Genomic DNA, 22,582 nt, shown 5'->3' on the forward strand with positions numbered 1-22,582 from the left:
AAACTACCCAGTTGGTAGGATGTTCCAGGTCGGGGCCAATTTTACTGGATTTCCACTTTTTATCGACCCTTTGGTTCCATAAGTCGGATTTATGGTCACAAAACCAAATCATTATCGGGAACAAAACAAACCGATCGGTAGGTTAGGCTTAAAAAGCAACACCCCCTACTTTATGGGAATGAACTATCCCAAAAGTCTATAGGAAACAAAATAAATCCAGCTAATTGATATGACTTTATACCCTTTATTGGCCCCGGTACAACAAGTAACCGTTAATCATTAAGTGTTCAATAGAAATACCAAAAAAATAGCCGGAATAAAGTAAATGGCTATGGTCCTTGCCCCGTCATAATCCTTGGCCACACGCTGCCCCAGTAGCAACATCAACAAGGCCATACATGATAGAATGGCACCGGCCAAGGCAACAGATCCATTGCCCTGCACGATGAGCATATAAAATCCTATGGTGCAAAGAATCCCCGCCATAATTTCCGCAACCATGACAGTACCCATTAATAAGGGAACCACATTCTTAAAAGAGGTTTGGGAAAAATGCTCTTTTAACCATGATAAATTGCCTTTCCAATCCAATATTTTATCCAATGCACTTTGAAGAAAGGTAATGATCAAAAAAAGGAGAAGAAGAAGTTCTGTAGAATAAGTTAATACGTTGGTCATATATGTCGCTTTTTGTTATACCATTAATTTAAGCTGCCTTTTTGTGCAGCAATCGGGTTAATTTTATGGATAGATCCATGAGTATCAGTTTGGAATTGCCATTTCTTTCAATATGATAAATGGCGTCCTCCAATTCCTTCACAATGGGAACAATATTACCTTCATGAACAAATGGGGCAAATTTTTCCAATTGAAATCCCTCCACATGAATCCTCATAAAAGCCAGTTCGCGGGTACTGTAGTTGATCAAAAGAGCCTGCCTCATTACGGACATGCAGTAATTCAAAAACTTTTTCTGGGTCTCCCTACCCGTCTTTGCCACCACCTCGCTCCAAGAGATAAGATCATGGATAGCAGCCTTGTTGCCCTTGGCTTTAAAGGCGCTTCTGACCCATTGGACAAACCACTTCTCAAATACCAAATCCTCGGAATCGTTGTTCATGAAATCGAGGGCCTTATTAAAGTTGCCATTGGCTTCATGGGATATTCTATGGGCGTCCTCCCTGGAAACTCCCCTGTCTATCAAAGCCTGTGAAATAGCCTCATCTGCCAGCCTCGGGAAATGCAATATTTGGCATCTAGATCTAATTGTTTGAATTATTTGTTCTTCATCTTCTGCAATCAAAATCAATACCGTTTTGTCCGGCGGTTCCTCGATTAATTTCAGAAGTTTGTTGGCGGTCGCGGTATTCATTTTTTCGGCCATCCAAATAATAAGGGCCTTATATCCGCCTTCATATGATTTCAGGGACAGTTTCTTTACCACATCCTGAGCCTCGTCCACACCTATCTGTCCTTGTTTATTCTCTATCCCTATCAATTTATACCAATCGAAAAGATTTCCATAGGGCTGCTCCTTTACAAATTGGCGCCAATCTTCCATATAATGATCACTAACGGCATGGCTCTTTACCTTATCCGAATTGGATACCGGAAAGACAAAATGCACATCTGGATGTGCCAAGGAGTTAAACTTGGTGTTGCAGGCGCTATTGCCGTTAATATTCTCCCCATCAATATTGCCACAAAGCAGGTACTGTACATAACATATGGCCATTGGTAATGTACCACATCCTTCTGGGCCAACGAATAATTGTGCATGGGGTATACGCCCAGCATCTGCACTGGAAACTAGATGGTTCTTTATATGGGAAAGTCCTAAAATATCCTTGAATAGCATGACCCAAATATAGCGGTTTTTATCCGAAAATAACTCGATGCAGGGTCTTTGAAAATTATAAGAAAGCAGGCCGTTCCTTTTTGAAAATCCAACTTAACATTTAGGTTGTCCATTAGGCACTTACAATTTTAAAATCAACATTGGCCCATAAGCCATGCAAATAAATGGAACAGTCTCTTTAAACACTACCCATAAATCTTTACATTTGTCATTCTCTAAAAATAAGTGGCAAATGAAAACCATCAACGATTTTAATTTTAAAGGTAAAAAGGCATTAATAAGGGTAGACTTTAATGTACCATTGGACGCGGATTTTAATGTAACCGACGATAATAGAATAGCAGCTGCAAAGCCCACAATCATAAAAATATTGGAAGATGGCGGAAGTGCCGTACTAATGAGCCATTTGGGAAGACCCGACGGAAAAGTAAATCCTGATTTATCCCTTAAGCACATTTGTAACAAGGTATCCGAAGTACTTGGTGTAAAGGTTAAATTCTCAACCGAAAGCGTTGGACCTATAGCCGAAAAGGCCGTGGCGGAATTAAAAAGCGGTGAAGTTCTTTTATTGGAAAACCTCAGGTTCCATGCTGAAGAGGAAAAAGGAGATAAAAACTTTGCCGAGCAATTATCCAATCTAGGGGATATTTATGTAAACGATGCCTTTGGAACAGCGCATAGGGCCCATGCCTCCACTACCATAGTTGCCCAATTTTTTCCAGAAAGTAAATGTTTTGGATTCTTGTTGGCCAAAGAAATAGAGGCCATAGAAAAGGTAATGCGAACAGGGGAAAAGCCTGTAACCGCCATTTTGGGAGGAGCAAAAGTGTCCTCAAAAATTACGATCATCGAAAACATTTTGGATAAAGTAGACCATCTGATTATTGGTGGTGGAATGACCTACACCTTTGTTAAGGCCAAAGGAGGAAAAGTCGGAAATTCCATATGCGAGGATGATAAAATGGAATTGGCCTTGGAAATACTTGACAAAGCCAAGAAAAAAGGAGTAGAAGTGCACATCCCAATTGATGTTTTGGCAGCGGACGACTTTAACAACAATGCCAACACCAAGGTGGTCAATTCCAACGAAATTCCGGATGGTTGGCAAGGTTTGGATGCTGGACCCAAAACTCTGGAAATATTTAAGGAAGTAATCTTAAAGTCGAAAACCATTTTATGGAATGGTCCTATAGGAGTTTTTGAAATGGAAAGTTTTGCCAAGGGTACCATTGCCATTGGTAATTTTATTGATGAAGCAACTAAAAATGGTGCCTTTTCGTTAGTGGGTGGCGGAGATTCCGTTGCCGCGGTAAAGCAATTTGGTTTTGAAGACAAGGTAAGCTATGTTTCCACCGGCGGAGGGGCTATGCTGGAAAGCCTAGAAGGTAAAACACTACCTGGAATAGCAGCAATATTGGCGTAAATACAACGTTATCCAATAAGGGTTATCTGCGTTTTGATCTGCTTTTAAAAATTAAATTTTAAAGTTTAGAAAAAAATCACGATTTTAGTCCGCCCCGCTTAAAAAAACAAACCTTATGTATACATCCAAATATATTGTATTGGGAGTTTTGTCTATGGGTTTCTTGGCTACAGGTGTAGCACAGGAATTTGATTCAATACCAAGTACCAAGCAAGGCCTTAATGTCCTAAAAACACAAGAAATTCCGGTGGATACCACTGCCATGGATATGGAAGGTGTAGAGCAGATGGAAACTATGGAAGCCAAGGATGATATTCAGGACAATCCGTTATTTCTGGTAAAAGGCCAAAAAAAATACGATTTAAAGGACCGTCCAGAAACCGCTAAATTTGATAGTCTATGGATGAAGGAACTGTACGACAGCTCCTCTTTATTCGATTCCATTTATCAGGACATTACCACCTTGGAAATAGATTCTGTATATCATTATAATGTAGACACGGATACTTTAAAGGCCAGATTAGAGATCCTAAATCAAAAGACACCCTTTAATATTGTATACAATCCTTCCCTGGAAAATGTAATACGATACTTTCTTACCCGTAAAAGGGATATGATGAGTAGGATGTTGACTATTAGCCAGTTTTATTTTCCCTTGTTCGAACAAGAATTGGACAATCAAAATGTACCCTTGGAACTTAAATATTTGGCTATTGTGGAATCGGCACTAAATCCGAGGGCCCGCTCCAGGGTAGGTGCCACTGGATTATGGCAATTTATGTATGGCACAGGAAAAATGTACGATTTGGATGTTAGCAGTTATGTTGATGAACGTAGCGACCCCATTAATTCGACCAAGGCGGCAAGTTTGTACCTTAAAAAACTACACGACATCTTTGATGATTGGGATTTGGCCCTGGCGGCCTATAATTCAGGACCCGGCAACGTAAACAAAGCTATTAGGAGATCTGGAGGATACAAGAATTATTGGAATATAAGAAGAAATCTACCTAGGGAAACTGCAGGATATGTACCAGCATTTTTAGCTACGATGTATATTTTTGAATATGCGGAAGAACATGGATTCACCAGACAGGTTACGGACCGTCCATATTTTGAGACCGATACCATACATGTGAAGAGCACTATTACCTTCAATCAAATTTCGGAATTGGTAGATGTTAGCGAAGAGGAATTGCTCTTTTTAAATCCTGCATACAAACTAAAGGTTATACCGTATGTAAAGGGGAAAAATTATGCCTTGCGGCTCCCAGTGGATGCATTGGGGAAATTTGTGGCCAATGAGAAGGCCATTTATGCACATGTACAGAATCAATTGAAATCCAAGGAAGAGCCCTTACCACAAATAGTGCAGTCGAAAGATCAAATTACCTACAAGGTTCGCAGTGGTGATTTCTTGGGAAAGATAGCGGAAAGATACGGAGTTGGTGTTAGCCAGATCAAAAATTGGAACGGACTACGAAGCAACAATCTTAGAATAGGCCAAAGATTGACCATTTACCCAAGAAAAATTCCTTCATCAATAAGTTCGGCAAGTACCAGCAAAAAATCAACAAACTCAGTGGCTGCGGCAGGAAACAAGGTACATACGGTTAAAAGTGGAGACTCCCTTTGGACCATTTCTAAAAAATATCCTGGAATTAGTATAGATAATTTGCGAAAATGGAACGGTATTAGTGGTAATGACATAAAACCGGGCACAAAGTTAAAATTGTGCGATTGTTCTTCGTAAATAAATAACTATATGAAAAAAATTGGCGCAGTAGTATTATTACTTTGTTTAATCATTGTCTCCTGTGGAGAAAAAGAAAAAAAGAAGTATCTACCAGAATCCATCGGTGCCATAAATTCCTTGGCTGTTGTTATGGACAATGAGTTATGGGAAGGGAAAGTTGGTGACCGGGTAAGGCAGCATTTTGCAGCACCTGTTCTGGGCCTTTCCTGGGAAGAGCCCTTATTTACCATTAATCAAATGCCCCAAAAAGTATTCTCCGGTACAATTATACAAACCCGTTCGGTACTTTTTGTTGCCAAGGACACATTGAGCCTCGCCCACATTAAAACCGATGTTTATGCCACTCCCCAAAAGGTTGGAGTCATCAAAGGGAGTACGGATGACGAAATTATTTCCAATTTGGATTCCAAAGCCGATGAGATTATTGCAGCTTTTAAGGAGGTGGAAATCCAAGAATCACAAAAGCGATTCTTAAAATCGCTTAGCAAGGAAACGGTATTGAACGACAAGTTGGGCATAACCCTGTCCCTACCCTCTATTTATAAAGTTGGTAAGCAAGAGAATAATTTTATTTGGATCGATAGACAAATTCAAAAAGGGAGCATGAATATTATTGCCTATGATATTCCCAATAATTATTTTAAAAACGATTCCACCTTTGTCAAGGATATTGTGGCCATGCGCGATTCTATAGGCAAGCAATATATTCCGGGACCCGATGTACCCGGAAAAACAACCTATATGATGACCGAGAAAGCTTTTGCCCCTTATGTTTTTCCTGTGGAAGTTGCCGATAGAAAGGCTGCCGAAGTTAGGGGAATATGGGAGATTAACGGATATCCTATGGCGGGACCTTTTCTGACATATATCATAAACGACGATAAAAATAATAGGAAAGTGGTCATTGAAGGTTTTGTTTTTGCCCCTGCTACGGAAAAAAGGGACGATATGTTTCAGCTCGAGGCTATTTTAAAAACAGTAAAGTTCCAGGATAGCAAATAATCATATTGCAAACAAATATTGTTTAGGGCCCTTTTAGGGGCCCTATTTTTTTTAACTCAACTTATCGTTCAATAGTATTACCAACGCCATAAAAACGCATTAAAACAGCATTGGCCCCAGTTTCCCGATTTGGTCCTAATCTGTACAGGGATTAAAATGGCTTATAGGCAACAAAAAAACGCCCTCACGGGCGTTTTCTGGTTTGGTTGGTTTGTTGGTTTTAATCAAAGGCAAAACCCGTGGTAATTCTGAAAATAAAAGCATAGAGTACAATTAAAAAACTAGCGAAACAAAACCAGCTCATCACCTTAAAAAAGGATTTTATAAAAGCGTGACCCAAGTTTCTAAATGCCTCTAAATAAATTTCTCTGATTAATAGAACATTTTTCATAATATTTGGTTTGGTTAAATGGTTGGTTATTAGATATATATAACTCAAAATTTTATGATTAGGTATTTCATCGGACTTTTTTGTTGTAAATGGGCGTTTAAACGTTGTGAAAGTGGATTGAACCATTAATCAAAGCCGCTACGCCCAGCCAACTACAATTCTATAACCCAAATAATCCAACTAAATATATATGTAGATAGCTTACTACTTAAAGCCGACTGTAAAATTCAGTGGCTTGAACAACAAAAGAACCTCCAACCAAAATCAAAAATATCCAATAAATGGACAACCGGATTTTTAACCGGCATCTTTGAATGGAACTATATAATAATGAGTATTCTCATTAAATTGAAAGCACAAAAAACCGCCTGTTCCAAAAAAAGAAAGGCGGCTATAACCCTATTGTTTATGGGTATGTCTTAAAATTACATCTTTACTATTATAAATTCGGAACGCCTATTGAGTTCGTGTTTCTCCCTGCTACATCGAACTCCATTCCCACATTCATTGATCAAACGTTCCTCGCCGTACCCGATGGCACTTTCAATACGATCTTCCGAAATACCCTTGGAAATAAGATACGCCCTAGTTGACTTGGCTCTTTTATCGGATAGATATTTATTGTAGACATCGGGACCTCGGGAATCGGTATGGGATTCAATCTTAATGACCATATCCTTGTACTCGTTCATCACTTGAACCAATTTATCCAATTCCAGTGAAGCGTCCTTTCTTATATAGGATTTATCAAAATCAAAGAAAATCATATCGGTCTTAAGCTTTTTTATACCATCTTCAATTACTATGAGCTCCTTTAGCTTTTTCATGGTAATATCCACATTTACAACTTCATTTTTCTTCGTTTCTGCAGTAACCACATTTTCAAAGAATTCACTCCTCGTTGTTTTAATGGTGTATTTGGTATCGGAATCCAAATCTTCAAAGACAAAGGAACCGTCATCTTCCGTAACCATTTCCTTTAATTTAATATTATTTTCATCCAAAAGGGTAACCAAGGCCTTAGGCATTATATCGCCGGTAATCATTTCGGTAACTACCCCGGAAATAGCATTCTTTACCACTTCTTCAGGCACCAGTCTTTCGAAAGAATAAATATCGTCATCCCCTTTACCCCCACGTCTATTGGAGGCAAAATATCCTTTTTGACTTTCTTCATTCACGATATAGGAAAAATCATCCTTATTACTGTTAATGGGCTGGCCCATATTGCTTACCTCTTTAAATCCTTCCTCGTCATAAGCAACTTCGTAAAGATCCAATCCGCCGAGTCCTACATGCCCATTAGACGCGAAGTACAACTTTTTATCATTGATAAAAGGAAACATTTCCTTCTGTTCGGTATTTATTCCAGGGCCTAAATTCTTGGGCTCAGAGTATCTTCCGTTACCTAGGACATCAACCACAAAAATATCAGTATCCCCTATGGTTCCCGGCATATCTGAAACGAAAAACAGTTTTTTCCCATCCGGGCCCAATGCAGGATGTCCCGTAGAATATTCATCACTGTTAAAGGGTACTTCTTCGGCTTCTGTCCATTCCCCATCAATTTTCCTGGAAGTATATATCTTTAAATGGTTAACCCCATTTTTGTCCCTCTTTAATTTTTTACCATAATTATTTCTAGTGAAATACATAGTTGAATTATCCGGGCTAAACGTTACCGATGCCTCGTGATATTTGGTATTTATTTTCTTAGAAAACCTAATGGCCTCCTTGAGGTCTTGGGATTCCTTATTTATTTTGGACACATAAAGATCCAAATAAGGTTGATTATTCCACTTATACCGTCTGGTATTAAAGATGGAGGAGTCTTTGGCAGATGCAAATACAATCTCATCCTCATTGTAGAACATGGGCGAAAATTCCGAATACTTGGTGTTTATGGCTAAATTTTTAAGTCCAAATTTAAGTTCCATATTGAGGATATTGTCCAAGACAGTTTCTTTTTGATTTGCGCTTAAATTCAATTTGGAACCTACATTGCCTTTTTGAACCTCTTTGTCATAGAGTCTCATCATTCTCTTGGATTTGGCATACTTACCCGTACCCTTCAAGGTATGGGCGTATTTGAAAATTTGATCCGGTGATACCTCCTCTTCATATCTTTCAAAAATGATATTGTAATAATAATAGGCCTTTGCCATATTGGTATTGTAGTAATGGGCATCCCCTGCCTTTTGAAGTATTTCCAAGGAATAATTATTGGCATCCTTTTTTATAGCTTCTTCATATAATTCGGCCGCCTGCGCATACCACATTTTATTAAAATATTCATCCGCTTTTTTAATCAGCCGTGCCGCATTTGCGTTTAAGTTGGTGTTGGTATTACTTGCCAAGTCCACTTCCTCAATGGGGCTCAGCATATCATAAGTAACCTCTTCAACAGATAATTCCTCCCTGGACGAGGTTTTATTTTCCTTGGGCTCAAAATTCCTATCTTGATCAGGAGCATTGGCCCCTTTGGGATGATCCTTTACCTCTTGATCCAAATTCTTGTCCAATGCGGTATTGGGCAAAGGTAAACTTGAAATAGTACCAAGTCCGTCTATTTCTATTTTTTTGGATTTTCCACCGTTATCCACGTTCATCAACCAAAATGGATCGGTATAAGCACCATCCAACTTGGAGTTACAAGCAGCTATAGCACTATCCAGTGTTTCATACCTACTCAGGTATACATAGTTAAGACCATTGCCGGAATTGCTAATATATCCCGCCTCAAAGCCTTTATCCTTCAATTTCTTTGCTAATTTTTGAGCATTGCCCACATCGGAGAATACTCCAGAAACAATATAAAAACCTTCGTCAGCCCCTTTGATGTTTTTAAACGTTCTACTTTTAATATGGTTTGCAGAGGCCCTTTTTCCAAACACCTCTGGGGAAACCCTATCGCTAGTGGAATTGAAATTATTATTGGTACTTATATCTATATTGGAAAACCGCTTATCCATATCGGAGGCAGCCTTATTTCTAATTCCTTGGGCACTGCCACTAATAGCAAAAAAGAGCAAGCAGGCTGTTAGAAGTTGTTTCATGTTTATTCTATTAAAAAATCTTGGGAATCCAATATTCAAAAAATAACGGCATATGTTATTATCATAGTAAACTACCCTAGGGAATTACAGATACCTTATATTTTATTACCAACGCTAAAACTAAAGCGGTTAGTGCCGCGAAAAAATTATTTGTTGTGAATCCTCTGTTTTCAATGGTGTAATGGCTGTTTAAAAGGATTTAAGTGGAAAAGTCAGAGCCTTACAAATAGGAATAATGAGTATAAAATCTTTAATAAATTCCATTTCCATCCAATGTTGACCCATGGCCGAAGGTAAAGGATTTGATTATTAGCCCTGTCACCCTTGTTGTGAAGAACGCCCTATATTAAAATTCCGATTGGTATTAGGTGTTTTTATGTAGAAATGAAAAAGGAATGTCCCTTTCAAGAAAGATGATCAGACCTATTTTGTAAAAACATATCAAATATTGATTCAGCAGTATGATTCTTCCAGCCAGCTCTATTTAAAGGACATGCCCAATTCAATTGGGTATAAAACAAAAAAACACCTACCCAACGGCAGATGTTCTTTGTAAATATTTCAGATAAAATCTAATTTTCCTTTTTCTCTTCCAATTTGTCGTCTTCCTTGGAAGCATCTTTAAATTCTTTAATGCCGCTTCCCAATCCACGCATCAATTCTGGAATTTTTTTTCCTCCAAACAATAGTAGGACGATGGCCACAACCAAGGCAATTTGCATAGGCCCAATGGCTAAAAATGTATTTAAAGTTATCATGGTATAATAATTTAAGAACAACAAATGTACTAAAAAAGATGTTAGAATGCTGTTAATTTTAACGTCGATAATATATTTTAATTATTCTAAATTAGAATATAATGTACTTATAGATACTTTTGCATTGAAATCAATGTGGAAAATCAATTTTCCCAATAAAGGAATTAAAGTTAAATACTAACCTTATCTTTGTTCATTATGGCCAAAAAGGTAAAGAAAAGAAAGGAAATTAAGCAGAAACTCCTACACAAGTATCGTTTGGTGATTTTGAATGAAAGTACCTTTGAGGAAAAAATTTCATTTAAACTAAGCAGAATGAACGTTTTTGTAACCGGTTCCCTGTTTATTATTGGATTGATAGGATTCACCATATTATTAATAGCCTTTACACCATTACGCGAATATATTCCAGGATACTCTTCCACTAAATTAAAGCGACAGGCAACCGAACTTACCTACAGAACGGATTCCTTGGTTGCCACACTAAATTATACCAATAGGTATTTGGAAAACATAAGAAAGGTGCTGCGGGGGGATATTGAGAATAATGAAATTAATAGGGATTCTCTATTTGACCAATACAAACTGGACCCTTCTACCATCGATTTAACCCCGATCAAGGAAGATTCCCTTCTGAGAGCACAGGTAGCCTTGGAGGATAAATACAATTTGTTCGAAAGAAACATAAATAGTCCCGGACAAGTACTTTTTTCTCCCCTTGCCGGAATTATTTCCCAAGATTTTAATACCGAAAATAAGCATTTTGCCGTAGATGTGGTTGCCCCAATGGGCAGTCCAATAAAGGCAGTTGCCAACGGCACCGTAATTTTTGCGGAATGGACAGCTGAAACTGGTTATGTAATAATCTTGGAACACATGGATGGACTATTAAGTGTTTACAAGCACAATGGATCTTTGAACAAAGGGCAGGGCGATGTGGTACTATCGGGGGAGGTAATTGCCTCGGTAGGAAATACAGGGGAATTGACCACAGGACCACATCTTCACTTTGAGCTGTGGAGCAATGGCAGCCCGATTGACCCCTTAAATTTTATAGATTTTAAATAATTCCAGATGAGTTTAAAATCATTTGCAGCAAAAATATTCGCTAAGAATATTGCGAAAAAAACTGCCAAATGGGTTAATAATCCAATTCAAACCCAAGAAGTGGTGTTCCAATCTTTGATATCCCGTGCCCAACATACCGACTTCGGTAAGGATCACCATTTTTCAGAGATCAAAACCCATTCACACTTTGTAGCCAACGTTCCCATTAGGGACTATGAAGAATTAAAGGGATATGTGGAAAAGGTGGTTGCCGGCCAGAGAGACGTATTATGGCCCGGAAAACCTGCCTATTTTGCTAAAACCTCAGGAACCACGTCCGGAGTTAAATACATCCCGATTACCCACGAATCCATTAAATACCAAGTGGAAGCATCGCGTAACGCCATCTTAAATTATATTCATGAAACGGGTAATGCCGATTTTGTAAATGGAAAAATGATTTTTCTCCAAGGCAGTCCTGAAATGAAAGAAAAAAATGGCATTAAGATTGGTCGATTATCAGGAATATCTGCCCACTATGTACCCAATTATCTCCAAAAAAACAGATTGCCAAGTTGGGAAACCAATTGTTTGGAAGACTGGGACACCAAGGTGAATAGAATTGTAGAGGAAACGGTACAAGAGAACATGACCGTAATTGCAGGCATACCTTCCTGGGTTCAAATGTATTTTGAAAAATTAAACGCTAAGACCCATTTAAAAATTGGCGACCTTTTCAAAAACTTTCAACTCTTCATCTATGGTGGGGTCAACTATGAGCCATATCGCGCAAAGTTTGAAAACCTCATCGGACGTAGAATAGATAGTATTGAACTCTTCCCGGCCAGTGAGGGGTTTTTTGCCTACCAAAATTCACAAAAAGAAAAAGGGATGCTCCTCTTATTAAATTCGGGAATATTTTATGAGTTTGTGAAGGCCGATGAATTCTTTGTTGAAAAGCCCCAGCGTATAACGCTAAAAGATGTGGAAGTAGGTATTAATTACGTCATGATAATATCTACCAATGCCGGATTATGGGGTTACAACCTCGGGGATACCATTCAGTTTATTTCTTTGAAACCTTATAAAATCATTGTTTCGGGCAGAATTAAACATTTTATTTCAGCCTTTGGGGAACATGTTATAGGTAAGGAAGTGGAAGAAGCCATGAAACAAGCCATCGAAGGCACAGATGCCAGCATAAACGAATTTACCGTAGCGCCCCAAATTAATCCTGAGGAGAAAGAACTGCCATATCACGAATGGCTGATCGAATTTGAACACCCCCCTTCCGACATAAAAAAATTTATAGACCTACTGGATAATTCCTTACAGAAGCAAAATAGTTATTACTTTGACCTCATAGAAGGAAAAATATTGCAGACATTAAAGGTTACACAAATAAAAAAAGATGGGTTTCAAGAATATATGAAATCTATTGGAAAGTTGGGAGGTCAGAATAAAGTGCAGCGTTTATCCAATGATAGAAAAGTAGCCGATGCCTTAAAGAGTTGGTCAACATTGAATAAATCACAATAAAACCCCCCATTATTTTTCAGTTTTTACAATTATTGATTCCTTAAAAGTCTAAATTTATAATTTTGATGCGAATAAGAAAGCTGAGAAAACCTTCTCGGGAAATGAAATAAACAATTTAAATTGTAGTTTTGCACGAAATCTGCTTATGAGCAAATCGGTTAACACGACTAGGGCACAAGATTCCACCAATGCCATTGAGCGCTTGTATATAACAATGCGGCATCTTTTTAACCGTGGATTTTACAAGCCATCAGGTGTTTCCGGAGCAACCCTAAGACAATCGCTTTTACAATTACGCCCGGAAATATACGGTTCCATTGCGGAGGAAAAAGCCGAACTTAATGGCCTTATGTATGTTTTGGAAAGATTGCCGGAAGGTATAGAACAATGCCGGTTTATAAACCTTACTTCCGATGAAGGCTATGCAGGTTCCCAATTTAAACCGATTATCCCCCCTAAAAGACGAAGAAACTGTTACAGGATAGACGAAGAACAAATGAACATTGAAATAACACGGGGCAGATCGGATATCTACGATATTCTAACCCATCTTACTTTTTTGTTCATCGAATCCGAGAAACTTAGCAAAAAGATCCTTATAGAAGATACGGATAAAACTATTAGGGACTGGGTTAAATTGGAACAGGCAGCCAATAAAGAAGAGCTTAGCCAAAGGGAAAGGGAGGTAGCTTTGATACATACAGCCAATATTTTGGGAAGATCCTTCATAGAAGTAATGGCAATTCACAAAAAACTTTCAACGACCTCCGATCCTGAACGCTTTTTAAAAATCATTTATTGGTTGGGAAAACTGGCCATTGAGGAAGAAACCACAGGGAACAAAAGGGCTATTACCTTTAGTCCCATGTTACGGGAGCGTTTGGGGCATCACATTCATGGAGAGCGCTGGGCCAATAGGATTAAAGGGGTTTTAAAGGAAAACGGACTTATGGAACGTCCCATTCACATTATTAGTGCCAACATGCACAGTGTAATGAATTCTTTATTTGCCAAAAAAGCATTGTCCAAAACCTTCGTAGGCAAAACAAAATTGGAGATATATGAGGCCCTAAGCATCCCTAAAAATTCCCATTTAAGGGAAAAGGTAATTACCCAAGCCGAAAAGAACGGGATGATCACCATTGACGATGTTTCCGGCACCAATATAGATGTACAAATTTTTGACATGGCCAAATTGGGGAAAGACGCCTGTTGTTATGAATTGCCGGCAAATTGTCCAGAAAATGAAAAACCTGTTATATTTGTAATGGATTACGCCTTTGGGGAGCAGGCTTATGAAACCATTGATGAATTGCTGAAACCTTATAAAATCAAAAAAAACCAAGAGGTATTTTTAAATGTAGCCTCTATTACCATTATGGGAAAAGCAGGAATTCTGGAAGGTGGAAAGGGAGATATTATGATCCCGGATGCCCATATTTTTGAGGGAACGGCAGACAATTATCCCTTCGAAAATGAATTGAGCAAGGAAGATTTTGAAGGTAACGGACTCAAAGTGGTTCAAGGAGCGATGGTAACAGTTTTGGGAACTTCTTTGCAGAATAGGGATATCCTGAAATTTTTCCATGAATCCACTTGGAACGTAATTGGCTTGGAAATGGAGGGAGTGCATTATCAGAAAGCCATACAATCCGCTTCCAAAATTAGAAAAAGTATACGGGAAGATGTTAAAGTCCGCTATGCGTATTACGCTTCCGACAATCCATTGGAAACCGGTAGTACCCTTGCTTCGGGTGGTTTGGGTACCACAGGGGTGAAACCTACCTATTTGATCACTGACAAAATACTAACACAAATATTTAATTCTTAAATCAATATGGCCACTCAGCAACCAACTCCTAACCATTCATCCTCCGAAGAAGTAGATTTAGGTCAACTGTTTCAAGTAATTGGAAACGGATTCAGAAAATTTTTCCTATTTATAGGAAATATATTCAAAGGAATATTTCATGCGGTTATCCTCTTCCTGCTCTTTTTACAAAAGCATTTTATAAAATTTGCAATTGCTGCTGTGGTAGGTTTAGCCTTAGGAATCTACTTGGATATGGTTAAAGAACCAAAATATATCTCCACCATGGTTGTTGAACCAAATTTCAATAGTGTACAACAGTTGTACAACAATGTAAATTTTTATAATGAGTTGGCCGAGGCAGAAGACTCAATAGCTTTGGCAGAAGCCTTGGATGTAACCGTAAAAGAGGCGGCAAAACTAAAAAAGTTTGTTGTGGAGTCCTATTCGGATGAAAACCAAAAGGTACAATTGTTCGATAAGTTTGTACGTAGTTTGGACTCGACCACCAAAAAGGCCATTGATATGGAGAACTATTTGAAAAACTTCAACTCCATGGATGCCAGATTCCATACCATTTCCGTAACTGCGACAAATAATACAGTCGCAAAAAAGATTCAGCCCTCCATTATTAAATCTATTTCCAGAAACGAGTATTTTCAGTTGCAACAAAGCATAAGTGATAAAAACATAAGCCTACAGGATAGTTTGTATAAAAAACAATTGATGGAAGTAGATTCCCTACAGCGGCTATACAAAAGGGTAATGGAAAAAGAAGCTGACAAACCCCTACAAGGCACCAACATTAGTTTAGGTGAAAATGGCAGCCAGGAAAACAAAGAATTGGCCTTGATCAACCAAGTTGACAAACTGAAACAAAACCTTGTTCTATTAAACGAAGAAAGGGCCAATAAATCAAGTATTCTCAATGTAATTTCAGCATTCCCAAGAAGAGGGGTGGAAATCAAGGGTGTTTTTAATAGCTATAAGTTTTGGATTCCACTTGGATTTATTGGGATTGCCCTGCTAATGTTAAGTATACTGGACTTAAACACTTATTTAAAAAAATATAAACAGGAATAATCTATGAAAATATTAGTTACAGGTGGGGCTGGGTTTATTGGATCTCATGTAATTAGAAGGTTGGTAAGGTCATATCCAAAGTATCATATTTATAATTTGGATGCACTTACTTACGCCGGAAATCTAGAGAATTTAAAGGATATAGAATCCAATTCCAATTACAGTTTTATTAAAGGCGATATTACAGACGCCAATTTTATCGATGCCCTTTTTAAAAACAACATGTTTGATGGCGTAATTCACCTTGCGGCGGAATCACATGTAGATAGGTCAATAACCGACCCCCTATCGTTTGTAAAAACCAATGTAATTGGCACCGTAAATCTCTTGAACTCCTTCAAATCTATTTGGAAGGATAATTTTGCTGATAAACGCTTTTACCACGTTAGCACAGATGAAGTTTACGGATCTTTAGGGAAAACAGGATTGTTTACAGAAACGACGGCCTATGACCCTAATTCTCCCTATTCGGCCTCCAAGGCCAGTTCCGATCATTTTGTTAGGGCTTATGGGGAGACCTATGGCTTGCCCTATGTAATTAGTAATTGTTCCAACAATTACGGTCCAAACCATTTTCCGGAAAAACTAATTCCCTTATTTATTAATAACATCATCCAAAACAATCCTTTACCTGTGTATGGAGACGGAAATTATACCAGGGATTGGTTATATGTTGAGGACCATGCCAGGGCAATAGATCTTTTATTCCACAAAGGAAAAAATGCCGAAACCTACAATATTGGTGGTTTTAATGAATGGAAAAATATTGATTTGGTGAAATTGCTCTGCAAACAAATGGACCAAAGGCTGGGAAGGCCTTCCGGGAATAGTGAAAAATTGATTACTTATGTTAAAGATAGACCTGGACACGACCTACGCTATGCCATAGATGCTTCTAAAATAAACAAGGAATTAGGATGGGAGCCTTCCGTTACCTTTGAAGAAGGATTGGCCAAAACCATTGATTGGTATTTGGCCAATGAAGAATGGCTCACCAGTGTTACTTCGGGGTCCTATCAAACCTATTATAAAAAGCAATACCAGTAAAAAATAAAGCATGAAAGGAATTATACTCGCAGGAGGATCGGGAACACGCTTACACCCTCTTACCTTATCGGTAAGCAAACAACTAATGCCAATATATGATAAGCCAATGATCTATTACCCTCTATCTACCTTAATGTATGCGGGTATAAGGGAAATATTGATCATTTCAACTCCCAAGGACCTCCCATTATTTAAGGAGCTTTTAGGAGACGGCAAGAAATACGGATGCAGCTTTGAATATGCGGTACAAGCCGAACCCAATGGCCTGGCAGAAGCCTTTATTATTGGAGAACAATTTATTGGAAAAGAAAAAGTAGCGCTTATATTGGGAGATAATATTTTCTACGGCTCCGGTTTGGCTAAATTACTACAGGCCAATAACGATCCTGAAGGTGGAATTATTTATGCCTACCGTGTCCATGATCCAGAACGTTATGGTGTGGTCGAATTCAATAAGGAAGGAAAAGCCATAAGTATAGAGGAAAAACCGGAAAACCCTAAATCCAACTACGCTGTACCCGGAATTTATTTTTATGACAATGATGTGGTAGAGATTGCTAAAAATATTGCCCCTAGTCATAGAGGAGAGATCGAAATCACCGATGTAAATAAAGAATACTTAAAACGCAATAAATTAAATGTAAGTATTTTGGATAGGGGAACTGCGTGGTTAGATACCGGAACCTTTGCATCCCTGATGCAAGCCAGCCAGTTTGTGGAGGTCATTGAAGAGCGCCAGGGTCTTAAAATTGGAGCTATTGAGGGTGCGGCCTTTGAGATGGGCTATATTTCTAAGGAACAGTTTAAGGCTCTTGCAGAACCTCTTATGAAAAGTGGTTACGGTACAAATTTATTGGGAATATTGAACAAGGATTAATGAAAGTTACAGAAACCAAGTTACAAGGCTGTTTTATTTTGGAACCAGCGGTATTTAAAGATGATAGAGGATATTTTTTTGAAAGTTTTAATGCCAATAATTTTAACCAGGCCATTGGTCAAAAAATGGACTTTGTTCAGGATAACCAGTCCTATTCCTCCAAGGGAGTAATTAGGGCCATACATTATCAGACTGGAAAATACGCCCAGGCCAAATTGGTACGTGTCCTTAGTGGAAAAGTATTGGATGTTGCCGTAGACCTTAGGCAGGACTCTCCTACTTTCGGACAGCATGTGGCCGTGGAATTATCTGCCGAAAATAAAAAACAACTCTTTATCCCAAGAGGATTTGGACATGGATTTTCAGTTCTAAGTGAAACAGCCGAGTTCTTTTATAAATGTGATAATTTTTACAACAAAGCCTCGGAAGGAGGAATTATTTATAATGATCCAAGCCTGAATATAGATTGGCAGTTGGCAGTTGATGAAATTAAAGTGTCCGAAAAAGATTTGGAACTTCCCGTTTTGGAAAACGCACTTTTATAATGGAGGAAGTTATACCAAAAAAATTAAAACTATTAATCACAGGGGCCAATGGACAATTGGGACGATGTCTGCAGGACGTATCAAAAACCCTCCCGAGCTATGATTTCCATTTTAAAACTTCCAAGGAGCTGGATGTCACCAACCAGGAGCAGATAAATATTCTATTTGCCGAGGAAGAATTCGACTACTGTATTAATTGTGCCGCATATACCGCAGTGGACAAGGCAGAAACAGACCGAGAAAACGCTTTTTTGGTGAATGCAGAAGCGGTAAAGTATTTGGCAGAGGCCTGCAAGACCCAGAATTCCATTTTAATACATATTTCAACGGATTTTGTATTTGATGGTTCCAAGACAACACCCTATGTCGAGGAAGACATTCCCAACCCTATTAATATATACGGATTATCCAAATTAAAAGGGGAACAATACGTACAGCAAATAGTAAATAAACATTTTATTATACGTACTTCTTGGGTATATTCGCAATATGGACATAATTTTGTGAAAACCATGTTGAGATTGGGATCTGAAAGAGAACAGATCAATGTAGTAAATGATCAGAAAGGGTCACCTACTTATGGAGGGGATTTGGCTAATGCAATAATGAGTATAATTAACTCAAATTCAACCAATTACGGACTATATCATTATAGCCATGACGGAGCAATAAGTTGGTGGGATTTTGCCAGTGAAATTTTTAAGGTAAGTAATATATCCATTAAACTTCTACCCCTAAAAACAGAAGAATATCCCGCCCCTGCAAAGCGGCCAAGTTGTAGCGTATTAGACAAGTCAAAAATAAAGGATACATTCAAAATTGAAATTCCAAATTGGAAAAATAGTTTACGAAATTGTATTAAGACTATTGAGACCAATTGAAAGATAAAAACAATTATAAAATAAATATTCATGTGCGGAATAACAGGAATTTATTCAACTAACACAATAGATAATATAAAAGAGCGCATTGAAAGAATGAATTCCTCTATCACTCATAGGGGACCGGATTCCGGGGCGACATATTCACTTGAAAATAAGGTTGCGTTGGGCCATAGAAGATTAAGTATTATCGACCTTAGAGAGGTTGCAAATCAACCAATGACTTCATCTAACCAAAAATGGCACATAGTGTACAATGGTGAGATATATAATTTCAAGGAAATTAAAAAAGAACTTCATTATCAATTTGTTACTGATTCGGATACCGAGGTAATTTTGGCTGCAGTACAAGAAAAAGGAATAGATTGGTTCTTGGAAAAAGCCAATGGGATGTTTGCCTTTGCTCTTTTCAATTCCGCAACCCATGAACTTCATTTGGTCAGGGATCGATTAGGTATCAAACCATTGTATTATTTCAATAATGGAACACAATTGGTTTTTGCCTCTGAAAACAAAGCGATTTTATCCAGTGGATTGGTTGATGCAAAATTCAATGAACAGGCTGTAGACGAGTACTTAGCAAATCGCTACATAAGAGCACCTTATACTTTTTTTCAAGATATAATGCAAGTTCAGCCGGGATCCTATCAAACATATGGGAATGATTTATCCGTGAAAGAAACTGTCTATTGGGATATACCGAAAACTTTTAATAATTCTAATGTCTATAATGAAAAAGAGATAAAGAATCAATTCGAAGAAGAAATAAAAAAGGCAATAGAATATCGGTTGATTGCAGATGTGCCTTTAGGTACATATTTAAGTGGTGGTGTGGATTCAAGTCTTATTACTGCAATCACCGCTATTTCTAAAAAGGATCAAATTAATACTTACACCATTGGATTTGAAGAACTCAATGAATTTGAGTATGCGAAGAAGATTGCAGACCAATATAAAACAGCCCATCATGAAATATTGATGCACAAGGAGGATTATCTTGCCAACTGGGAAAGGCTCATATCCTACAAAGATGCTCCATTAGGTGTTCCTAATGAAATCCCTTTGGCAATTATGTCATCAAAGCTAAAAGAGAAGATCACTGTGGTTCTTTCAGGTGAAGGTGCTGATGAACTCATGGGAGGGTATGGTAGGATTTTCCGTGCACCCTTTGATTATGAAAATGAAGGGAGAGAGGAACATTTCTATGATTATTTCATAAAAAAATATGATTATGTACCTCGGGAAATGAGAGATCAACTAATAAATACTCCACTTGACTATCGAGAAGAGTTCGACAAATCCATTCGTAATGATTTTGATAATAATAGCAAAGAAGCGAGTATCTTCAGATTCTTTCACCGTTATCACGTAAAAGGACTACTTCAGAGGGTAGATATGACAACTATGCAAACATCCGTTGAAGCAAGGGTGCCATTTTTAGATCACAAATTAATAGAGTTTGCCTATAAACAAATACCCTTCTCCCTTAAGTTAAAGTGGGTTAATGATCAGGCGATGGAAGCTGCCGAATCAATGTCGGCAGAGGAATATAGTGAAGTATTGGATGTACCTAAATACCTACTAAGAGAGGTTTCTTATAAGTACCTTCCCAAAGAGATAATCACTAGAAAAAAGGTTGGATTTCCCGTTCCCCTAACCGAATGGTTTGCTAATTTAACGGATATGGCACATGATCTGCTGCAAAATTGCTCGTGGCTGAAACAAGGTGTAGTCTCCGATTTAATTTTGAAAAGTGAAACCGAAGTAAGGGCAGGACAAATTTTATGGATGTTTATCAATATAGAATTATTTAGAAAACAATATTTCCAAAAAGATTGGAGATGGTAATAAATTTTAACTTATGTACAAAAGAGGAGACGAAAAAGCTATTGTAGGATATACGTCTGGAGTATTTGATTTATTTCATATCGGACATTTAAACTTACTTAAAAACGCAAAAGGCCTTTGCGACAATTTAATCGTTGGGGTAACCAGTGATGAATTAGTTTCTTATAAAAACAAAAAGGCCGTGATTAATCACCAGGAGAGAATGGAGATTGTTAGAAATATTAAGTTTGTTGACGCCGTTGTTCCACAAAATGACATGGACAAATTTAAGATGTGGGAACGATTAAAGTTTGATGTCATGTTTGTAGGGGATGATTGGTTAAATACACCCAAATGGAAGGAGCTTGATGAGCAATTCAAGGCTGTTGGGGTCAAAATCATCTATTTTCCTTATACACAAGGTACTTCTTCAACCTTAATTAACCAAACATTAATGGAGCTGAGAAAAAAAGATTAACCTTGGACCTACACCTTCTGTAGGACGATTATGATGACCGTACAACGGGCTCATTCATAAACATAAAAACCCAATAAAACAAAGTGTAATAAGAGATATAGGCCGCTAAAACACATTTTAGACCTTTTCGGATTTTCAGAATAAAAACCAACTCTCGTCCCAATACAACATTCTTTATTCAGAGCCGTTATTAGTGTGCAAAGGTATTGAGATAATTTTTATTTAATAGAATAATTACGATATACAAAATAAAAGGAAAAATGAGCAGTCTTCAAATAAAGCATGTATTCCAAAAAGGTTTTTTAACAACTATAATTGGGTATATGTTGTGTCTATTAGCTTCTGGGTGTACTTATGACCTTGAATATCATGTAGCCAACATAGACCCTGTAATGGAAAGACCCAGTGAATGGATTAATTATATGGTATCGGAATATGACAATGGAATATATAAGGATACGCTTCAAACAACCAGAATAATTCCAGAGCGAAGTGCATTGGTGCTTATAGATGTTTGGCGAGACGAGTTTTTAGATCCATTCGTCATTGACCATATCAACCCAATAATAGAAGAATTCAGTGCCCAGGGAATGAAAATTATTTACGCTCCTTCCCAAATGCCTGAAAACAAAAATTTATTGGTCATTGATGAAGGTGTTCATTTCTATGATTTTGAAACAATGGATTCTTATTTGCGGGATAATAACATTCAAAACTTAATTTATTCTGGATTTGATACATTTTATTGCGTACTTGATAAGCCCAATGGTATTTATAATCTAAAAATGCGCAATGACAGTTTTCGAACATTTGTTCTGGAGCGTGGCGTACTTTCTTATACAAAGGAAATGATGGAGGCTTCCATGGAGTTATTAAAGAAAAATGGAGTAGGAATAATACCGTATGATGGTGATGATAAAACTTACCCTCAGCAAACGTTAACCGACATACATGCCAAAACAAAGAGCAGTGCCCGTCCCAAATGGAACAGTTTTATAGTAATATTCCAGAATAATGATACCGATGAAGCTTTAGAAAACTTCAAACTAGAACTCGATACCTTGCAAGTGAAATATGGTATCGTGGAAACAGGCACTTTAACTTTCCAGGGAGAGGAAGTAGCTCCTGAAAACTTCAGTAAATTTCTTAGAGACAAGAAAATATAAAACCTGTATTATGCGGGAAATTATTTGAATAACGAAAT

19 protein-coding genes are annotated in these 22,582 nt (G+C 37.8%); 14 read left to right on the forward strand and 5 right to left on the reverse strand.

Annotation, left to right across the window (positions count from 1 at the left end; genetic code table 11):
* Window positions 1-279 precede the first annotated feature (279 nt).
* A complete protein-coding gene (locus tag QSE00_RS00305; protein ID WP_286104447.1) occupies window positions 280-678 on the reverse strand; it encodes a DoxX family protein in 399 nt (132 codons plus the stop codon).
* Window positions 679-706: 28 nt separating this feature from the next.
* Entirely contained in the window at window positions 707-1,858 is a 1,152-nt protein-coding gene (locus tag QSE00_RS00310; RefSeq protein WP_110356219.1) for a DNA polymerase III subunit, read from the reverse strand.
* Between the two features lie 232 nt (window positions 1,859-2,090).
* Between QSE00_RS00310 and QSE00_RS00315 the strand changes: the two genes are divergently transcribed.
* The 3 genes from QSE00_RS00315 to QSE00_RS00325 all read left to right on the forward strand — a co-directional run bounded on the left by QSE00_RS00315 (window position 2,091) and on the right by QSE00_RS00325 (window position 6,039).
* Window positions 2,091-3,281: a phosphoglycerate kinase gene (locus QSE00_RS00315; RefSeq protein WP_110356220.1), complete on the forward strand. Its 1,191-nt coding sequence runs from the start codon at window positions 2,091-2,093 to the stop codon at window positions 3,279-3,281.
* Window positions 3,282-3,396: 115 nt separating this feature from the next.
* Window positions 3,397-5,034 carry a lytic transglycosylase domain-containing protein gene (locus QSE00_RS00320; protein ID WP_286104448.1) on the forward strand — a complete coding sequence of 546 codons (1,638 nt, stop codon included), beginning with the start codon at window positions 3,397-3,399 and terminating at the stop codon, window positions 5,032-5,034.
* Between the two features lie 12 nt (window positions 5,035-5,046).
* Window positions 5,047-6,039 carry a DUF4837 family protein gene (locus tag QSE00_RS00325; RefSeq protein ID WP_110356222.1) on the forward strand — a complete coding sequence of 331 codons (993 nt, stop codon included), beginning with the start codon at window positions 5,047-5,049 and terminating at the stop codon, window positions 6,037-6,039.
* A 220-nt stretch (window positions 6,040-6,259) separates the two neighbouring features.
* On the opposite strand, the gene QSE00_RS25140 is transcribed toward QSE00_RS00325, so the two are convergent.
* The 3 genes from QSE00_RS25140 to QSE00_RS00335 all read right to left on the reverse strand — a co-directional run bounded on the left by QSE00_RS25140 (window position 6,260) and on the right by QSE00_RS00335 (window position 10,244).
* Window positions 6,260-6,556, reverse strand: coding sequence for a DUF6747 family protein (locus QSE00_RS25140; protein ID WP_110356223.1), 297 nt, complete (start codon window positions 6,554-6,556; stop codon window positions 6,260-6,262).
* A 299-nt stretch (window positions 6,557-6,855) separates the two neighbouring features.
* On the reverse strand, window positions 6,856-9,486 hold the full coding sequence (locus QSE00_RS00330) for an OmpA family protein (RefSeq protein ID WP_286104450.1): 2,631 nt from the start codon (window positions 9,484-9,486) through the stop codon (window positions 6,856-6,858).
* 572 nt (window positions 9,487-10,058) lie between these two features.
* Window positions 10,059-10,244: a twin-arginine translocase TatA/TatE family subunit gene (locus tag QSE00_RS00335; RefSeq protein ID WP_110356225.1), complete on the reverse strand. Its 186-nt coding sequence runs from the start codon at window positions 10,242-10,244 to the stop codon at window positions 10,059-10,061.
* A gap of 198 nt (window positions 10,245-10,442) precedes the next feature.
* Between QSE00_RS00335 and QSE00_RS00340 the strand changes: the two genes are divergently transcribed.
* The 11 genes from QSE00_RS00340 (at window position 10,443) to QSE00_RS00390 (ending at window position 22,544) form a co-directional block, all read left to right on the forward strand.
* Entirely contained in the window at window positions 10,443-11,312 is an 870-nt protein-coding gene (locus QSE00_RS00340; protein WP_110356226.1) for a M23 family metallopeptidase, read from the forward strand.
* A gap of 6 nt (window positions 11,313-11,318) precedes the next feature.
* Window positions 11,319-12,830 carry a GH3 family acyl-acid amido synthetase gene (locus QSE00_RS00345; RefSeq protein WP_286104452.1) on the forward strand — a complete coding sequence of 504 codons (1,512 nt, stop codon included), beginning with the start codon at window positions 11,319-11,321 and terminating at the stop codon, window positions 12,828-12,830.
* A gap of 145 nt (window positions 12,831-12,975) precedes the next feature.
* Window positions 12,976-14,661, forward strand: a complete 1,686-nt coding sequence (locus QSE00_RS00350; RefSeq protein WP_286104453.1) for a DUF6909 family protein — start codon at window positions 12,976-12,978, stop codon at window positions 14,659-14,661.
* 6 nt (window positions 14,662-14,667) lie between these two features.
* Entirely contained in the window at window positions 14,668-15,723 is a 1,056-nt protein-coding gene (locus tag QSE00_RS00355) for a hypothetical protein (protein ID WP_286104454.1), read from the forward strand.
* A 3-nt stretch (window positions 15,724-15,726) separates the two neighbouring features.
* The gene (rfbB, locus tag QSE00_RS00360) at window positions 15,727-16,770 is read left to right on the forward strand and encodes a dTDP-glucose 4,6-dehydratase (RefSeq protein WP_286104457.1); all 1,044 of its coding nucleotides are present in this window, start codon (window positions 15,727-15,729) and stop codon (window positions 16,768-16,770) included.
* A 10-nt stretch (window positions 16,771-16,780) separates the two neighbouring features.
* A complete protein-coding gene (gene rfbA / locus QSE00_RS00365) occupies window positions 16,781-17,647 on the forward strand; it encodes a glucose-1-phosphate thymidylyltransferase RfbA (protein ID WP_286104459.1) in 867 nt (288 codons plus the stop codon).
* The gene (rfbC, locus tag QSE00_RS00370; protein ID WP_286104460.1) at window positions 17,647-18,192 is read left to right on the forward strand and encodes a dTDP-4-dehydrorhamnose 3,5-epimerase; all 546 of its coding nucleotides are present in this window, start codon (window positions 17,647-17,649) and stop codon (window positions 18,190-18,192) included. Before rfbA ends, rfbC begins: the two co-directional genes overlap by 1 nt.
* On the forward strand, window positions 18,192-19,073 hold the full coding sequence (gene rfbD, locus QSE00_RS00375; RefSeq protein WP_286104461.1) for a dTDP-4-dehydrorhamnose reductase: 882 nt from the start codon (window positions 18,192-18,194) through the stop codon (window positions 19,071-19,073). Before rfbC ends, rfbD begins: the two co-directional genes overlap by 1 nt.
* 30 nt (window positions 19,074-19,103) lie before the next feature.
* On the forward strand, window positions 19,104-20,921 hold the full coding sequence (gene asnB / locus QSE00_RS00380; RefSeq protein WP_286104462.1) for an asparagine synthase (glutamine-hydrolyzing): 1,818 nt from the start codon (window positions 19,104-19,106) through the stop codon (window positions 20,919-20,921).
* A gap of 13 nt (window positions 20,922-20,934) precedes the next feature.
* The gene (locus tag QSE00_RS00385; RefSeq protein ID WP_286104463.1) at window positions 20,935-21,378 is read left to right on the forward strand and encodes an adenylyltransferase/cytidyltransferase family protein; all 444 of its coding nucleotides are present in this window, start codon (window positions 20,935-20,937) and stop codon (window positions 21,376-21,378) included.
* Between the two features lie 260 nt (window positions 21,379-21,638).
* On the forward strand, window positions 21,639-22,544 hold the full coding sequence (locus QSE00_RS00390; RefSeq protein ID WP_286104465.1) for a cysteine hydrolase family protein: 906 nt from the start codon (window positions 21,639-21,641) through the stop codon (window positions 22,542-22,544).
* Window positions 22,545-22,582 lie beyond the last annotated feature (38 nt).

It is taken from the genome of Arenibacter flavimaris (assembly GCF_030291335.1).
GTDB lineage: Bacteria > Bacteroidota > Bacteroidia > Flavobacteriales > Flavobacteriaceae > Arenibacter.

What these genes read in the sequence shown, in the direction of transcription:
- QSE00_RS00325 (WP_110356222.1), top strand. Translation starts at nt 5,047, where the DNA reads ATGAAAAAAATTGGCGCAGTAGTATTATTACTTTGTTTAATCATTGTC.
- asnB (WP_286104462.1), top strand. Translation starts at nt 19,104, where the DNA reads ATGTGCGGAATAACAGGAATTTATTCAACTAACACAATAGATAATATA.
- QSE00_RS00310 (WP_110356219.1), bottom strand. Translation starts at nt 1,858, where the DNA reads ATGCTATTCAAGGATATTTTAGGACTTTCCCATATAAAGAACCATCTA.
- rfbD (WP_286104461.1), top strand. Translation starts at nt 18,192, where the DNA reads ATGGAGGAAGTTATACCAAAAAAATTAAAACTATTAATCACAGGGGCC.
- QSE00_RS00390 (WP_286104465.1), top strand. Translation starts at nt 21,639, where the DNA reads ATGAGCAGTCTTCAAATAAAGCATGTATTCCAAAAAGGTTTTTTAACA.
- QSE00_RS00320 (WP_286104448.1), top strand. Translation starts at nt 3,397, where the DNA reads ATGTATACATCCAAATATATTGTATTGGGAGTTTTGTCTATGGGTTTC.
- QSE00_RS00385 (WP_286104463.1), top strand. Translation starts at nt 20,935, where the DNA reads ATGTACAAAAGAGGAGACGAAAAAGCTATTGTAGGATATACGTCTGGA.
- QSE00_RS00305 (WP_286104447.1), bottom strand. Translation starts at nt 678, where the DNA reads ATGACCAACGTATTAACTTATTCTACAGAACTTCTTCTTCTCCTTTTT.
- QSE00_RS00345 (WP_286104452.1), top strand. Translation starts at nt 11,319, where the DNA reads ATGAGTTTAAAATCATTTGCAGCAAAAATATTCGCTAAGAATATTGCG.
- QSE00_RS00355 (WP_286104454.1), top strand. Translation starts at nt 14,668, where the DNA reads ATGGCCACTCAGCAACCAACTCCTAACCATTCATCCTCCGAAGAAGTA.
- QSE00_RS00330 (WP_286104450.1), bottom strand. Translation starts at nt 9,486, where the DNA reads ATGAAACAACTTCTAACAGCCTGCTTGCTCTTTTTTGCTATTAGTGGC.
- QSE00_RS00350 (WP_286104453.1), top strand. Translation starts at nt 12,976, where the DNA reads ATGAGCAAATCGGTTAACACGACTAGGGCACAAGATTCCACCAATGCC.
- QSE00_RS00340 (WP_110356226.1), top strand. Translation starts at nt 10,443, where the DNA reads ATGGCCAAAAAGGTAAAGAAAAGAAAGGAAATTAAGCAGAAACTCCTA.
- QSE00_RS00315 (WP_110356220.1), top strand. Translation starts at nt 2,091, where the DNA reads ATGAAAACCATCAACGATTTTAATTTTAAAGGTAAAAAGGCATTAATA.
- QSE00_RS00335 (WP_110356225.1), bottom strand. Translation starts at nt 10,244, where the DNA reads ATGATAACTTTAAATACATTTTTAGCCATTGGGCCTATGCAAATTGCC.
- QSE00_RS25140 (WP_110356223.1), bottom strand. Translation starts at nt 6,556, where the DNA reads ATGGTTCAATCCACTTTCACAACGTTTAAACGCCCATTTACAACAAAA.
- rfbC (WP_286104460.1), top strand. Translation starts at nt 17,647, where the DNA reads ATGAAAGTTACAGAAACCAAGTTACAAGGCTGTTTTATTTTGGAACCA.
- rfbA (WP_286104459.1), top strand. Translation starts at nt 16,781, where the DNA reads ATGAAAGGAATTATACTCGCAGGAGGATCGGGAACACGCTTACACCCT.
- rfbB (WP_286104457.1), top strand. Translation starts at nt 15,727, where the DNA reads ATGAAAATATTAGTTACAGGTGGGGCTGGGTTTATTGGATCTCATGTA.